Source organism: Streptomyces tatrensis (assembly GCF_049310065.1).
Classification (GTDB): Bacteria; Actinomycetota; Actinomycetes; order Streptomycetales; family Streptomycetaceae; genus Streptomyces.
The window spans coordinates 4,306,708-4,321,038 of the sequence record NZ_JBMDLB010000011.1; the positions used below are offsets into that span (position 1 = coordinate 4,306,708).

Here is a 14,331-nt window from a genome sequence, read left to right on the forward strand (position 1 = left end):
CTGCCGGGCAGGCTCGGCCCACGGGCGCGGCGGGGCTGCGGGACTCCGGCCCCGCCTCCCCGCTCCCGCCCGGCCAGGGGGTGTCTTGTCGATCGGGCCGGATCAGGGAGCGGGGTCTGGTGCCGTGCATCGCAAGGCGGAGGAGGGAGTCGACGCGGAGCGTCGGCGAGTGACGACAACGCGGCGAGGCGCGGCACCAGACCCCGCGAGCCCGGCCTGGTCGGCAAGACACCCCCTAGGGCCTACGCGTCCGGCGCCGCCACCCCGCAGTAGCCGGCGAAGGCCGCCAGGATCTCGTCCTCCGAGATGCGGCCGTCGCCGTCCGCGTCCAGGGCCGCCGCGACCGGGCCCGCCAGCTCCTCCGGGGTGCCCAGCACGCGCAGGACGCGCGCCGTCGCCTCCGGGGTCGCGCCGCGGGCGGTGTCCTCGGCGGGGCTCGCCACCGCGATCACCGCCCGCAGGAAGGGCCGCGCGATCTCCGCGAACCGGTGCGGGTTGTCCCGCAGCCGCTTCGCCGCGCCCGTGACGAACTCCTCGCGGGACACCCGCTGGTCCCCGTCCACGTCCGCGATGCCGGCCATGCCCTGCCAGAAGGCCTCCGCGCCCGCGAACACCGCCTGCCCCCTGTCGGACCGGGCCGCCACGGCGAATTCGGCCAGGACCGCCTTGGCCGCCGTACTGAAGTCCTCCCGGTCGATATACCCGGACCCGTCCTGGTCGAAGGTGGCGAATCGGGCGGCGATCTTGCGCTCGTATTCTGCGCTGTCCATGTTCGGCGTTCCGCCTTCACGTGTGCGGTGGGGTCAGTTCAAGACAGGACAGGAGCGTAAGGCCTACGTGGCCTGCGCGTTAAGCGAAGCGGGCAAGGAGGTGGCCGCATCGAACCAGCGCACGAGGAGCGCGACGGGGCGCGTACGCCTGTACCCACGTCTTTCTCAACAGCGGTGTCCCGGCCGCATCACCCCGTTCACACCCTGCGACGCCCGTATCACGCAGGGCGCACTTCCGGGACGGGGTTCTGGCAAAACGGGCGCGAACCGCTGCATGCCCACTACATTCGAGTGGTCGACACACGGCTGCGAAACCGGAATCCCGGCTGGGGGCACGATGCCGAAGGACGCACCACCGCGCTGGGACCGCCGCATGCAACAACGCCTGGCCCGCGGCGAGGCCGCCGCGCTCGGCGAGCTGTACGACCGCTTCGCCTCGCTCGTGCACAGCCTCGCCCACCGTGTCCTCGGCGACGAGAAGGGCGCCGACCGGGTCACCCGCGAGGTCTTCGGCTACATCTGGGAGAACCCGGACGCCTACGACCCCAAACAGGGCTCCATGCGCTCCTGGGTCGCCCGCATCACCCAGGGGCAGGCCGTGGCCCGCCTGCGCCAGGCCGAACTGGGCAACGGCTCCCGCGAGGAACTGGAGCAGAAGGTGCGCAGCGCCAACGCGGCGGCCCGCGCCGACTTCATCGTCACCTCCATGCCCGCACCCCTGCGGGCCGCGCTGGAACTCGCCTACTTCAAGCGCCGCGACTACCGGCAGGCCGCCGCCGACCTGCAGATCAGCGAGGACGAGGCCCGGCGCCGGCTGCGCCTGGGCCTGCAACTCCTGTCCACGGCCAACACCGTTCCGCGCGAAGACACGGTCCTGCCCGGGTACGGCCCCTCCGGATTTGGAACGGCCCGATGACGATGCCGCCCAGCCCCTTCGGCGAAGAATTCGGCGAGGAAGACGGCGAAGAGTACGAGCTGCCCCAGCGCCCCGGCGGCCCCGCTCGCATACCGGGCCCGCGCGGGGCGGCCGACGACCTCGACCACCTGGACGACCTGACCGACCTGACCGACCTCGACGACGCGAAGTACACGGAGTACCCGCAGGTCACGAGCTTCCCGCCCGTACCGGTGCCCGCCGAGCCCGAGCCCGAGCCCGAGCCCGTCCCGGCCGCGCCGCCGCCCACCCACGCCGTACTGAAGTCCCTGCTCGGCGCCTGGGCCCTGGCGGCCTGCTCCGCGGAGGAGACCCAGGCCGTCGAGGACCACCTCACCGAGTGCGCACGGTGCGCCGAGGAGGCGCTGCGGCTGCGCGACGCCGTGGGACTGCTGCACCCGGAGGAGAGCCTCGACCTCAAGCCGCTGCTGCGCTCGCGCGTGCTGGAGGACTGCCTCGGCAAGCGCCCGGCCCGCATCCCGGTCCCGCTGTGGGCGAGCCCGTACGACACCGAGACGGCCCGGCTGGACGCCCTGCTACGGGACTTCGGGGACTCGGAGTGGCACACCCCGGTCCGGCTGAAGTGGTTCGAGGAGGAGCGCCGCCAGACGCGCCGGACCACGGTGGCCGGGGTCATCGGGCACCTGCTGGCGGTGGACGGCCTCGTGGCGGCCGCGCTGGGCCTGGACGACCCGCTGGGCCGGGACGCGCCCGCGGGCACCCCGACCGAGCGCACGGAGCGGTTCTGGGAGGACTCCCCGTACCCGACCACCCGCCGGGTCCGCGAGCCGTGGCGCGAGCAGGGCCACACCCTGGTCCGCACGGTGTCCTTCGCGGGCCGCGGCGTCGCCGAACTGGACGTGGAGTACGGCGCCTTCGCCCTGCCCCTCGGGGACGCCTTCCTGGAGCGGGCCTTCGAGTGCTGGGTCCACGCCGTGGACATCGCGGAGGCGGTGGACTATCCGTACGAGCCGCCGTCCGCGCCCCACCTGAACCGGATGATCGACCTGGCGGCCCGGCTCCTGCCGGCGGCCCTGGCCGGGCGCCGGCGGGCGGGGCTGGCGGCGCCGCCGCGCGGGCTGGTCGCGGCGGGGGCGCCGGGCCGGACCCTGCACCTGGAGATCGAGGGTGCGGGAGGCGGCGGCTGGGACATCGCCCTGGACTCCCCCGCGGCGAAGCCCTCACCGGACCACACGGTGGCCCGGATCGCCCTGGACGGCGCCGAATTCTGCCAGCTCGCCGCAGGCCACATCTCCCCGGAGGAGGCCGCGGTCGGCCAGAACGGCGACCGCGAGGCCATCCGCGACGTCCTCTTCGCGGCGGCCTCGCTGAGCCGCATGTAGGCCCCGCCGGGCTTGCGCGGGGCCGGGGCGCGGCCCGCGTCCGGGCCTAGGCGAAGACAACCGTCCGGGTCCCGTTCAGCAGGACCCGGTGCTCGCTGTGCCACTTCACGGCCCGCGCCAGCGCCTGGCACTCCACGTCCCGCCCGATCGCCACGAGCTGGTCCGGGGTGACCTCGTGCCCCACCCGCTCGACCTCCTGCTCGATGATCGGGCCCTCGTCGAGGTCCGCCGTCACGTAGTGCGCGGTCGCACCGATCAGCTTCACGCCCCGCGCGTGCGCCTGGTGGTACGGCTTCGCGCCCTTGAAGCTCGGCAGGAACGAGTGGTGGATGTTGATGATCCGCCCGCTCAGCTCCTTGCACAGGGTGTCCGACAGCACCTGCATGTACCGCGCGAGCACGACGAGGTCGACGTTCTCCTCCCGCACCAGCTCCAGCAGCCGGGCCTCCGCCGCCGCCTTCGTGTCCTTCGTCACCGGGATGTGCACGAACGGCACCCCGTACGAGCCGACCAGCTCCTCGAAGTCGGTGTGGTTCGAGACCACCGCCGCGATCTCCACGGGCAGCGCGCCGATCCGGTGGCGGAAGAGCAGGTCGTTGAGGCAGTGCCCGAACTTCGACACCATCAGCACGATCCGCATGCGCTCGTCGGAGCGGTGGATCTGCCAGTCCATCCGGAAGGAGTCGCCGATCGCGGCGAAGCTGGCCCGCAGCTTCTCCACGGTCACCGGAGCGTCGGCCTCGAAGTGGACCCGCATGAAGAAGAGGCCGGTGTCGCGGTCGCCGAACTGCTGGCTGTCCTCGATGTTGCACCCGGTCATGAACAGGTAGCTGGACACGGCGTGCACGATGCCCTGCTTGTCCGGGCATGAGAGGGTCAGTACGTACTGCTGCGGGGCCTGGGGCTGCGGGTCGTCGCTCATGACCCCACAGCCTTCCACATCACACCGCGCGCGTGAGGATCCTCAGGACGTCCAGTGAGGACGGCCGCGCGTCCGGGTCGTCCCCGTCCGCCGTCGCCAGCCGTACGTGGGCTTCGCGCGCGGCCCGTACCGCCTCCGGCCAGGCGTGATGCTCCAGGTAACCGGAGACCGGGGCGTCGGCGCCTATCTGGTGCATGATCCGCAGCACGCGCAGCACGGCGAGGTCCACCAGGGCCGCCTCCTGCGAGTCGCGGAAGATCGTGCCGACGTACTTGTCGGCGGACCAGCTGTCGAGCCAGGTGTCCTCGACGAGCCGGTACACGGCGTCGGTGACGTCCCCGTACCCCTCGGCGCCGGCCAGCCAGGTGTCCTCCTGGAACGCGGGGTCGGAAAGCATGTGCAGCGCCGAGCGCACGTTGCTGCGCCAGCGCCACCACGGCATGTCGTTGAGGGGCATGCCGCCCATGGTGGAGGAGCGGCCGCCGCGGCGGGAAGAGTTCTTCGAACCTTGGGCGAATGTCACGCTTTCGATCGTACGTTCCCGTCCGGCGTGATCTTCAGGCGCCCGGACCCGGGACCTCGGACCCGCCCGGTGCTCACTCACCGTGTGGGTGACACCCGTAATTCACCTCGACGTCACCCGATGTTGCACGCACCTCACTCCTCAGTTACCCCTGACGCGGAATGGTGCATGCACATGACCACCCGGCGACGCGTCGCAGCAGCACTCTCCCGCACCCTTCTGGCCCGGACCACGGCCATGGCGATGGGCGCGTGTCTCGTCGCCGGCTGCGGGGTGATCCCCGGGGGCTCGGGGGGCCCCGGGGACGCCGACACCCTCACCGTCATGACCTTCGCCCCGGAGAACTCCAAGGCGACCAACATGCCGGGCATGCCGGGCATGGCCAAGGCCTACGAGCGCTGGGTCAACTCCAAGGGCGGCATCAACGGGCGCAAGCTCCGCGTCCTGACCTGCAACGAGCGCAACACGCCCACCGGCGCCGCCGACTGCTCCCGCAAGGCGGTCGCCGAGAAGGCCGTCGCCGTCATCGGCTCCTACAGCCAGCACGGACGCGCCTTCCTGGCCCCGCTGGAAGCCGAGGGCATCCCCTTCATCGGCGGCTACGGAGTCTCCTCCGAGGAGTTCCGGTCCCCGCTCTCCTACCCCGTCAACGGCGGCCAGCCCGTCCTCATGGCCGGAGCCGGCCACCAGCTGGGGCGCACCTGCGCCAAGGTCGCCCTGGTCCGCCCCGACACCCTCGCCGGCGACTCCCTGCCCATCCAGCTCAACGCCGGCCTCCAGGCCAACCAGATGCCCGAGGCCAGCGACATCCGGGCCGCCGAGGACTCCGCGGACCTCCGCGTCCAGGCCGGCGAGGCACTGGCCGCCTCCTCCCCCGGCGGCGCCTCGAAGGGCGCCGCCTCCTCCGCGAAGGACGGCAAGGACGGCAAGGAGAAGGGCTGCGTGGCCGCCGTCCTCGGCGCCCGCACCGAGACCTTCTTCGACGCCTTCCGCCGCGCCGACTCCCAGAACCGCAAACCGCAGGTCTCCTCGGTGCTGGGCTCGGTCAGCCAGGCCCTGGTCGACCGCACCGGCGGCAAGGAGAGCCCCTTCGAGGGCGCGTACGTCACGAGCTGGTACCCGGTCGCCGCCGATCCCCTGTGGACGCAGATGCGCAACGTGATCTCCGACCACGCCTTCGGCGACAACGCCGTGGACCCCGACGACAGCGGCGCCCAGACCACCTGGATCGCGTACACGGTGTTCAGCGAGACGGTGAAGCGGTTCAAGGAGGACGAGAAGCTCACGGGCCGCGCCCTCACCCGCAAGCTCAACCAGTCCGACCCCGTCAACACCGGCGGCCTGACCCCCGACCTCAGCTGGCGCTACGAGGACATGCGCGCCGTCGCCGGCTTCCCCCGCATGGTCAACGGCCGGGTCACCTTCCAAATCGTCCAGCAGGGACGCCTGGTGGCCCAGCCGGGCGGCGAGCCGTCCATGGACATGACCAAGACCCTGGAAGGCGCCCCCCGTTCGAGCTAGGACCTGCTGCGCCGCCCGTCCGTCCTAGGGCCTGTCGTCAAACTCCCGTCTGCCTCACGACGCCTGGCACGCGCTCTCGCCGCACCGGGCGAAAGCCAAGTACGTCCAGTACGCAGGCCTCCGCCCGGCACGCCGAGAGCACGCACCAGACGCCGCAAGGCCGCCCTTCGGGCGACGACGGGAGTGTGACGACAGGCCCTAGAGCTGACTCTTGTCACGCTTGGTGAGGCCGTACTTGCCGGCGATGGAGTTCCACAGGCTCGCCGCGGTCTCCTTCGCCCGGGTGGCGTCGCCGCTCGCCTTGTTGCCTTCGGAGGCGTTGCGGGTCGTCCTGGCCTTGCCGTCCTTGCACTTGTCGTCGGACCTCACGTCGTCCGCCCAGTCCGCATAGCTGTTGTCGGCCTCGGCGGAGGACTTCCACGCCTTGGTGAGGGCCGCGGTCAGCTTCGCGTCGTTCGGGAGCTGGTCCACCTTCAGCTCCTGGAGCCGGGTCACCAACCCCTCGCGCTGCCGGGCCGCGTCACGCAGGTCGTTGGCCGCCCCGCCCAGGTTGCTGCAGCTCTTGATGTCCTCGACGGCCTTGATCACCGAGGCCCGGCTGTCGTTGCTGTCCGCGAGGAGCTTGTCGAGCTGGACCGCCTGCGGCTGCGCGGGATCCAGCGGAGCCTCCCCCTTGTCCGCGGCGGAGCTGCCGGGGGTGGGGGTGGGCGCGATGGCGGCCGGATCGTTGTTCTGCGCCTTCCCGTCACCGAGCATCGCACCGACCCCGAGCCCGACGACGGCCAGGCCGATGACGACGGCGCCGATGATCGCGGGCGAGACCCTGCGCGGGGCGGGGCCGAGCGGCGGCTCCTGATAGTGCGCAGGCTGCTGCTGATACTGCTGCGGCGGCGGCGCGTACTGCTGGGACTGGTGCTGGGGCTGACGCTGCTGCGCGTACTGCGGGTGCGGGTGCTGCTGCTGCGGCTGGGGCCGGCGCGGCTGCTGCGGGAGCACCGGCTCCTCGATGGGGGGCAGCAGTTGCGTGTCCCCCCGGAACATCCCGTCGAACCCGGCGGCGGGATCGGCCGGCGCGGCCGGAACCGGCGCGATGTACTGCGTCGCGGCCTCGTCATGGGAAGGGGCTGCCGGGACGGGCGCGATGTACTGGGTGGCGTCCTCGCCGTACGCGGGGGCCGCGGGGACGGGCGGTATGTACTGCGTAGCGTCCTCGCCGTACGCCGGGGCCGCGAGGACCGGCGCGATGTACTGCGTAGCCGCCTCGCCGTACGCGGGGGCCGCGGGGACCGGCGCGATGTACTGCGTAGCCGCCTCGCCGTACGCGGGGGCGGCGGGGACCGGTGCGATGTACTGCGTCGCCGCCTCGCCGTACGCGGGGACCGGCGCGATGTACTGGGTGGCGGCCTCCGGCAGCGGCGGGTAGCCGTAGCCGTGCGGGTCTCCGGGGCCCTCGTAGCCGGGGCCGACCACATGACCCTGCGGGTAGCCGTAGGAGGGGCCTCCGGGTGCGGGGTAGCCGTAGGAGGGCGGGCCCTGCACGTACTCCGGCTCCCCGCCCGGCTGCGCGGGCGGCTCCGCCGGCGGCTGTGCGGGCCGGCCCCACGGCGCGCCTGCCTGCGGGCTGCCGCCCTGTCCGCTCTCCGTCACCGGGACTCCCTCTCCGACCTGTCCGCGTCCGCGGAACCGTCGGCTCACGCTACCCGGTCACCCCCCTCCCCCGGCAGGCCCGCCCCCACCGAAGATCATCCCCACCCCGGCCCACGCCCCGCCCGCAGCCCCGCCCCGCGGCCACCCGCACGGACGAGCCGACCCCCACCACACCCCAGCCCCGCCGGCGTTCGAGGCGCAGGGGTCCGGGGACCGGTCCCCGGGAGCGGCGGCGAGGGCGGTCAGCCCACCGGCTCCAGGCGGGCCGTGAACTCCCGAGCGGCCGGCTCCTCCCGGTAGGGGTCCAGCCGGGTGCGGAAGTCCTCCAGGTACACCGCCCCGCGGTTGGAGCGGATCCCCGCCAGAACCTCCGCAGCCTGCGTCGCCGTCTGACAGGCCGCCTCCACCTCACGCTGCTGCACCCGCGCCGCCGCCAACAGCAGCAGCCCGATCGCCCGGCGCCGCGCCTTCCCCGCCGGAAGGTCCCGCAGCGCCTCCTCCGCACGCCTCGCCGCCGCGTCGGCCTGCCCCAGGTCACGGTGGCAGTGCGCCAGCTCGTCCGCGAGGTACGCCCCGTCGAAGTGCCGGATCCACTCCGGGTCGTCCCCCGACTCCGGCTCCGCCCGCTCCAGCGCGGTGACCGCCCGCGAGGACAGCACCGCCGTCGACCGCGCGTCACCGAGCAACGCGTGCCCCCGCGCCTCCGCCGCGTAGAACATCGCCTCCACCCGGGGGGTGACCTGGCCCCGCGTGCCCTCCTGCGCCGCTCTCGCGAGCTGCGCGATCTCCCTCGGGTTGCCCAGCTCCGCCGCCAGGTGGCTCATCGCCGCCGCCAGGACGTAGCCCCCGTACGCCCGGTCACCGGCCGCCTGCGCGAGCCGCAGGGCCTGGATGTAGTACCGCTGCGCAAGCCCCGGCTGGCCCGTGTCCACCGCCATGTAGCCCGCCAGCTCGGTCAGTCGGGCGACCGCCGCGAACAGGGCCCGGCCTACCGGCTCCCGGTACGAGCCGCCGATCAGACCGGAGACGACCGAGTTGAGGTAGTGCACGACCACCGGGCGCACGTGCCCGCTGCCGAAGCGGTGGTCGAGGTCCTTCAGTGCCTGCGTGGTGGCCCGTACCGCCTCCACGTCCGACATCCCGACCCGTGAGCCGCCGCTGCGCGCGACCTGCGCGTCGGCCCCGGTGATCAGCCAGTCGCGGCTCGGCTCGACCAGCGCCGAGGAGGCCACGCTCGATCCGGACAGGAAGTCGCGCCGGCCCACATCGCTCCGCCACAACTCGCTGACCTGCTCGATCGCCCCGATGACGGTCGGGGAGAACTGCAGGCCCACCCCCGAGGCGAGGTTCTTGCCGTTGGCCATGCCGATCTCGTCGATGGTGACGGTCCGGCCGAGCTTGCGGCCCAGCGACTCGGCGATGATCCCGGGCGCCCGGCCGCGCGGCTGCTGCCCGCGCAGCCAGCGGGCCACGGAGGTCTTGTCGTAGCGCAGGTCGAGGCCGTGCTCGGCCCCGCACATGTTGACGCGCCGGGCGAGCCCGGCATTGGAGCACCCGGCTTCCTGGATGAGCGCCTGCAGCCGTTCGTTCGGCTGGCGGGCGACGAGAGGCCTGGCTGCCATGAAAACCCCCAGAGACGCGGGTGATCGTTCGAATGATCACTTCCCGCCTGATGTGCGGGGAATCTTCCCCAATGGGTCCTGTCGCTACCCACCTCCGGCGCCCCGGCCTCCTACGCGCCCCCCGTGATGCACCGATGCGCCCCGCATGCAGGATCGATGCTCCGCAGCCCGGCCGGTTTACGCCCGTAACCCCCGGTGACCGCAAGAGTTGTGTTGCACGTGGAAGAGACCATCGGAGTCACGGAGACCGCGCCCATCCCCCTGCAGCGCAGTGAGTCGCTGCTGGACCATGCCGTGCGGTACACGGAAGAACGGCACTGGGATGTCTTCGCCGGCACCTGGCTGGAGTCCGTCGACGGGCGGGAGCAGTGCTCGTGCGGGGGCGCCCAGTGCCCGGCGCCCGGCGCGCACGCGGCGGGGAAGGACTGGGCCTCGCAGGCCTCGGGCAGCGCCGTGCAGGTCAGGCGGCTCTGGGGCAAGAACCCGAAGGCCGCCATCCTGCTGCCCACCGGCCGGACCTTCGACGCCCTCGACGTCCCGGACGCGGCCGGTTTCCTCGCGCTGGCCCGGCTCCAGCGCATGCAGCGCACCCTCGGACCGGTGATCGCCAATCCGGCGGGGCGGATGCTGTTCTTCGTCCTGCCCGGCGCCGGGGCGAAGGTGCCCGACCTGCTGCGCAAGATCGGCTGGCAGCCGGCCCAACTCGACCTGGTCGCGCGCGGCGAGGGTGAGTACGTGGCCGCGCCGCCGACGCGGATCGGCGGACGCGGCTGCGTGCAGTGGGCGCAGCCGCCCACGGCCGCGAACCGGTGGCTGCCGGACGTGGAGGAGCTGATCGACGCCCTGGCCTACGCGTGCGGCCGCGAGGCGGCGGCGGAACGGGCCCGCCGCACGGCGTGATCCCCGCGCCGCCCGCTCTCCTCCGCTCCGGCCTCTCCGCCCGCTCCATGCGCTCCGCTCCGCCCTGACCAGCGGAGATCCCTGCACGGAAACTCATGACATAAGTAACTGCTCGGCCTCTCCCCCTCCTCCTATGGTGAGAAAAGCAGGACACGGGGAACAGAACGAGAGGCAGGCGCATGCCGGACCAGGGCGTTGCCATCGGCGGAGCGGACGGAACGGGCGGCGGTGCACGACCGGCACCGGCCGCCGCACCCGCCGTACGGGTCGAGGGTTTGTGGAAGCGGTTCGGCGAGCAAGTGGCCGTGTCCGGGATCGATCTGGAGCTGCCGGCCGGACAGTTCATCGGCCTGGTCGGGCCGAACGGCGCGGGCAAGACGACGACCCTCTCGATGGTGACCGGGCTGCTGCGCCCGGACATGGGCCGGGTCTTCGTCGCCGGCCACGACGTGTGGGCGGACCCGGTGGCGGTGAAGTCCCGGATCGGCGTGCTGCCGGAGGGGCTGCGGCTCTTCGAGCGGCTCTCCGGCCGGGAACTGCTCGGCTACATGGGCCGGATGCGCGGACTGCCGGGCAAGGAGACGGACAGCAGGGCCACGCAGCTGCTGGACATCCTGGACCTGGCCGGTTCGCAGCACAAGCTGATCGTCGACTACTCGACGGGCATGCGGAAGAAGATCGGCCTGGCGGCCGCGCTGCTCCACAACCCCGAAGTGCTGTTCCTGGACGAGCCGTTCGAGGGCGTCGACCCGGTGTCCGCGCAGACCATCCGCGGAGTGCTGGAACGTTACACCTCCTCCGGAGCCACGGTCGTCTTCTCCTCCCACGTCATGGAGCTCGTCGAGTCGCTGTGCGACTGGGTGGCCGTGATGGCCTCCGGCCGGATCCGCGCCGCCGGCCCGCTGGCCGACGTACGGGGCGACGCGCCCTCGCTGCAGGCCGCGTTCCTCCAGCTGGTCGGAGCGCAGGGCCGGGCCACGGGCGAGTCCCTGGACTGGCTCGGCGGCGGGGCCGCGGCCAACGGCGGGAGCAACGGGGCGGGCGTCCGATGAGCACGCCGACGCCCACGCCGACGCCGATGCGTGCTCCGGCGCCCGCATCCGGGTCCGCCGCCACGTCCGCCTCCACGGCTGCCTCCGTCAACATCACCCCGATCTTCGTCCGCCTCAAGCTGTCCCTCCTGCGCAACGGCCTCAAGGGCTCCCCGATGCGCAAGGCCGCCTACTTCGGCGCCCTCGCCTTCGCGCTCGTCATCGCCTTCCTCGCCACGCTCGGCCTCACCGTGCTGCGCGGCAACGCGCACGCCGGCGCGGTCGTCGTCCTGCTGGCGGCGACCACGGCCCTGTGCTGGACGTTCGTCCCGCTGTTCTTCTCCACCGGCGACGAGACGCTCGACCCGACCCGGCTGGTCATGCTGCCGCTGCGCCCGCGTCCGCTCGTACGGGCCATGCTGGCCGCCTCGCTCGTCGGCATCGGGCCGCTGTTCACGCTCTGCCTGGCCGTCGGCTCGGTGATCGCCGTCGCCCGGGGCGCGGCCGGCGCGGTTGCCGCCGTACTGGCCGTACCGCTGCTGCTGGTCGGCTGCGTCGCGCTGGCCCGGACGGTGGCCACGGCCAACGTCCGGCTGCTGACCAGCCGCAAGGGGCGCGACCTCGCGCTGCTCAGCGGCCTGTTGATCGCGATCGGCGCGCAGGCGGCGAACTTCGCCGCCCAGCGGCTGTTCCAGACCGGCGGCCTGGACAAGCTGGAGCCGGCCGGGGCGGTCGTGCGCTGGCTGCCGCCCGCGACGGCCCTCGGGATGGTGGACTCCGCGAGCGAGGGCGCGTACGGGATCGCGACTGCCCAGCTCCTCATCACGGTCGCGGCCCTCGGCCTGCTGCTCTGGTTCTGGGAGCGCAGCCTGACCAAGCTGATGGTCACCCCCGACGGTTCGACGATCGCGGCTGCCAAGGAGAAGAAGAAGCCGGCGAACGGCGCGGCAGGCGGCGGCTGGTCGCTCCTGCCGGACGACCGTACGGGCGCGGCCGCCCAGCGCGTGCTGCGCTACATGGTGCGCGACCCGAAGACCAAGGCGGCGTGGGTGTCGGCCCTGGCGCTCGGCCTGATCATCCCGGTCGCCAACGCCGTCCAGGGCGGCGGCTCGGTATACCTGGCCTGCTTCGCCTCGGGCATGCTCGGCCTGCAGATGTACAACCAGTTCGGGCAGGACACCTCGGCGTTCTGGATGGTCGCGCAGACCATTTCGAGCACCCGGGACGCGTACGTGGAACTGCGCGCCCGCGCCCTGGCCCTCGCGCTGGTCACCGTGCCCTTCACCGTGCTGGTCGCGGCGGTCACGGCGGGCCTGCTCGGCGACTGGGCCGGCCTCCCCGGCGCCCTGGGCCTGGCACTGGCCCTGCTCGGCTCGATGCTGTGCACGGGAGCCCTGGCGTCCGCCCACCTCGCGTACTCGATCCCGACCGACGGCGCCTTCAAGAGCGTCGCCCCGGGCCAGGGCGCCCTGGCGTGGGCGGCCCTCATCGGCGGCATGCTCGCCTCGGCACTGGTCAGCTCGCCGCTGATCGCCCTGGCCGTCTACTTCAGCTCCACGGACCACAAGTCCCTGGCCTGGATCCTGCTCCCCCTGGGCGTGGCCTGGGGCACGCTGGCCACCTGGGCCGGCCTGCGCCTCGCGGCCCCGACGGTGGTGCGCAAACTCCCGGAGATCCTGCTGGCGGTCAGCAAGGGCTGACCGGCCGCGTACCGGCGGAGGCAGCCGAAACGGGCCGTGGGCCTCAGCTCCCCAGGGAGCGGAGGCCCACGGCCCGTTCGCTTGCGATGCGGGCGATCAGACGGTCGGGAACTTCGCCGTGAAGGCGTTGCCGACGCTGACCACGTCGTCGAAGCTGCGCTTGCCCGCGCCGAACTCGGAGCCCGCCATCGCCCGCTTCTTGCCGCCCACGATCTCCCAGACCGTGGCGCTGTTCGGGGAGAGCAGCATCGTCCCGTTGGACGGGGCGGCCTTCGCGGCGGCCGAGGCCAGCCACCCGCCCGGGGTGCCGAGCAGCGGACGCTTGTCGTAGCCGAAGCCGATGAAGTCGGCGTTGGTCAGGGGGACCGCCACGCCACCGGCCATGACGTAGACGGTGGAGTCGGCGCCCGAGACCTCCTTGACGATGGAACCGTTGGGCATCTGCCGGGTCGCCGCGGAGGCCAGCCAGTCGGTCGGAACGCCCATCAGGGCCTGCTGGTTGTACCCGTTGGCGGTCCACTCGGAAGCCGAGATGTGCAGCGCCGCACCGTTCACGACCACGTAGCGGGAGGGGTCGTTGCCGGTCTGGTCCATCACCACGCGGCCGGTCGACACGGTCCGCTGCGCCGCGGCCTGCAGCCAGGCGGTCGGGACGCCGTAGTCGGCACGGAGGTTGTAGCCGTTCTCGGTCCAGTCCGATGCGGAGATCGGCAGCGCGGCACCGTCGATGATCACGTACCGGTTGGCGCCGCCGGCCTGGTCGTGGACCACGGTGCCGGCGGGCGGGGCGCTGGGCAGCCCGTTGAAGGCGTTGGGGTCGATGACCACGACCTTGCCCAGGTCGTAGCGGTCCGGGGCGACGTCCGAACCGGCCACCGGAACACCGGCCCCGGCGATCATCACCCGTACCTCCGGGCCGTTCGGCGACTTCACCAGGGTGCCGCTGGCCAGGGAGGAGGGAGCCGGGTAGGTCGGGGCGGTGGGGTACGGGTTCGCGTGGTCGGCTCCGAGGCCCGAGGCGGGGCCACAGTGGGGCCAGGCACCCTGGCCCTGCCCGGCCAGGATCTTCTCGCCGATCAGGATCTGCTGCTGCTTGGTCGCCTGGTCGGCGCGGGCGGCGTACTGCGTACCGCCGTAGGCACGCCAGGTCGGCATGGATATCTGCAGACCACCGAAGTAGGTCCCGGTGCGGTCGACGATCTGCCAGTTTCCGCTGGCCTCGCACTGCGCGACCTTGTCCCAGGTCGCGATGGAAGCGGCGGAGGCGGGGGTGCTCGCGAGGAGCGGGGCGGCGAGGGCCAGCAGGGCGGTGGCGGCGGTGGCGAGTGCGGTGTTCTTGCGGGCGGCGGCGGAGCGCATCGGGATTCCCTCGGGCAGCAGGTCTGGGTGTCGGCGGCGGAGCAGCCGGGACCGAGCCG

12 protein-coding genes are annotated in these 14,331 nt (G+C 72.8%); 6 read left to right on the forward strand and 6 right to left on the reverse strand.

Annotated elements, in window-relative coordinates; translation table 11 throughout:
* Window positions 1-242: 242 nt before the first annotated feature.
* Window positions 243-770 (reverse strand): EF-hand domain-containing protein, encoded by a 528-nt coding sequence (locus ACODT5_RS35250; RefSeq protein ID WP_422523149.1) that lies wholly within the window; start codon window positions 768-770, stop codon window positions 243-245.
* 337 nt (window positions 771-1,107) lie between these two features.
* On the opposite strand from ACODT5_RS35250, the gene ACODT5_RS35255 reads away from it, so the two are divergent.
* Window positions 1,108-1,686, forward strand: a complete 579-nt coding sequence (locus tag ACODT5_RS35255; protein WP_422523150.1) for a sigma factor — start codon at window positions 1,108-1,110, stop codon at window positions 1,684-1,686.
* Window positions 1,683-3,047, forward strand: coding sequence for a maleylpyruvate isomerase N-terminal domain-containing protein (locus ACODT5_RS35260; RefSeq protein ID WP_422523151.1), 1,365 nt, complete (start codon window positions 1,683-1,685; stop codon window positions 3,045-3,047). The genes ACODT5_RS35255 and ACODT5_RS35260 overlap by 4 nt, the downstream gene beginning before the upstream one ends.
* 46 nt (window positions 3,048-3,093) lie before the next feature.
* Here ACODT5_RS35260 and purU read toward each other — a convergent pair whose 3' ends face one another.
* Together purU and ACODT5_RS35270 are read right to left on the reverse strand one after the other, a co-directional pair.
* Window positions 3,094-3,969 (reverse strand): formyltetrahydrofolate deformylase, encoded by an 876-nt coding sequence (purU, locus tag ACODT5_RS35265; protein WP_422523152.1) that lies wholly within the window; start codon window positions 3,967-3,969, stop codon window positions 3,094-3,096.
* A gap of 19 nt (window positions 3,970-3,988) precedes the next feature.
* Window positions 3,989-4,435: an SCO4402 family protein gene (locus ACODT5_RS35270; protein ID WP_422525131.1), complete on the reverse strand. Its 447-nt coding sequence runs from the start codon at window positions 4,433-4,435 to the stop codon at window positions 3,989-3,991.
* 231 nt (window positions 4,436-4,666) lie between these two features.
* Between ACODT5_RS35270 and ACODT5_RS35275 the strand changes: the two genes are divergently transcribed.
* The gene (locus ACODT5_RS35275; RefSeq protein WP_422523153.1) at window positions 4,667-6,013 is read left to right on the forward strand and encodes an ABC transporter substrate-binding protein; all 1,347 of its coding nucleotides are present in this window, start codon (window positions 4,667-4,669) and stop codon (window positions 6,011-6,013) included.
* A gap of 198 nt (window positions 6,014-6,211) precedes the next feature.
* Here the strand turns inward: ACODT5_RS35275 and ACODT5_RS35280 are convergent, their stop codons facing one another.
* Both ACODT5_RS35280 and ACODT5_RS35285 read right to left on the reverse strand, forming a co-directional pair.
* Window positions 6,212-7,660 carry a hypothetical protein gene (locus tag ACODT5_RS35280; protein ID WP_422523154.1) on the reverse strand — a complete coding sequence of 483 codons (1,449 nt, stop codon included), beginning with the start codon at window positions 7,658-7,660 and terminating at the stop codon, window positions 6,212-6,214.
* Between the two features lie 242 nt (window positions 7,661-7,902).
* Entirely contained in the window at window positions 7,903-9,282 is a 1,380-nt protein-coding gene (locus ACODT5_RS35285; protein WP_422523155.1) for an NsdA family TPR-like regulatory protein, read from the reverse strand.
* Window positions 9,283-9,501: 219 nt separating this feature from the next.
* On the opposite strand from ACODT5_RS35285, the gene ACODT5_RS35290 reads away from it, so the two are divergent.
* The 3 genes from ACODT5_RS35290 to ACODT5_RS35300 all read left to right on the forward strand — a co-directional run bounded on the left by ACODT5_RS35290 (window position 9,502) and on the right by ACODT5_RS35300 (window position 12,913).
* Complete coding sequence (locus ACODT5_RS35290; RefSeq protein ID WP_385374815.1) at window positions 9,502-10,182, forward strand: bifunctional DNA primase/polymerase; 681 nt, start codon at window positions 9,502-9,504, stop codon at window positions 10,180-10,182.
* A gap of 179 nt (window positions 10,183-10,361) precedes the next feature.
* Window positions 10,362-11,234 carry an ABC transporter ATP-binding protein gene (locus ACODT5_RS35295; RefSeq protein WP_422523156.1) on the forward strand — a complete coding sequence of 291 codons (873 nt, stop codon included), beginning with the start codon at window positions 10,362-10,364 and terminating at the stop codon, window positions 11,232-11,234.
* 26 nt (window positions 11,235-11,260) lie between these two features.
* Window positions 11,261-12,913, forward strand: coding sequence for a transporter (locus tag ACODT5_RS35300; RefSeq protein ID WP_422525132.1), 1,653 nt, complete (start codon window positions 11,261-11,263; stop codon window positions 12,911-12,913).
* A gap of 96 nt (window positions 12,914-13,009) precedes the next feature.
* Here ACODT5_RS35300 and ACODT5_RS35305 read toward each other — a convergent pair whose 3' ends face one another.
* Window positions 13,010-14,272: a transglycosylase family protein gene (locus ACODT5_RS35305; protein ID WP_422523157.1), complete on the reverse strand. Its 1,263-nt coding sequence runs from the start codon at window positions 14,270-14,272 to the stop codon at window positions 13,010-13,012.
* Window positions 14,273-14,331 lie beyond the last annotated feature (59 nt).

Coding starts and splice junctions, on each gene's coding strand:
- ACODT5_RS35250 (WP_422523149.1), bottom strand. CDS start 770: ATGGACAGCGCAGAATACGAGCGCAAGATCGCCGCCCGATTCGCCACC.
- purU (WP_422523152.1), bottom strand. CDS start 3,969: ATGAGCGACGACCCGCAGCCCCAGGCCCCGCAGCAGTACGTACTGACC.
- ACODT5_RS35300 (WP_422525132.1), top strand. CDS start 11,261: ATGCGTGCTCCGGCGCCCGCATCCGGGTCCGCCGCCACGTCCGCCTCC.
- ACODT5_RS35305 (WP_422523157.1), bottom strand. CDS start 14,272: ATGCGCTCCGCCGCCGCCCGCAAGAACACCGCACTCGCCACCGCCGCC.
- ACODT5_RS35285 (WP_422523155.1), bottom strand. CDS start 9,282: ATGGCAGCCAGGCCTCTCGTCGCCCGCCAGCCGAACGAACGGCTGCAG.
- ACODT5_RS35270 (WP_422525131.1), bottom strand. CDS start 4,435: ATGGGCGGCATGCCCCTCAACGACATGCCGTGGTGGCGCTGGCGCAGC.
- ACODT5_RS35255 (WP_422523150.1), top strand. CDS start 1,108: ATGCCGAAGGACGCACCACCGCGCTGGGACCGCCGCATGCAACAACGC.
- ACODT5_RS35260 (WP_422523151.1), top strand. CDS start 1,683: ATGACGATGCCGCCCAGCCCCTTCGGCGAAGAATTCGGCGAGGAAGAC.
- ACODT5_RS35275 (WP_422523153.1), top strand. CDS start 4,667: ATGACCACCCGGCGACGCGTCGCAGCAGCACTCTCCCGCACCCTTCTG.
- ACODT5_RS35295 (WP_422523156.1), top strand. CDS start 10,362: ATGCCGGACCAGGGCGTTGCCATCGGCGGAGCGGACGGAACGGGCGGC.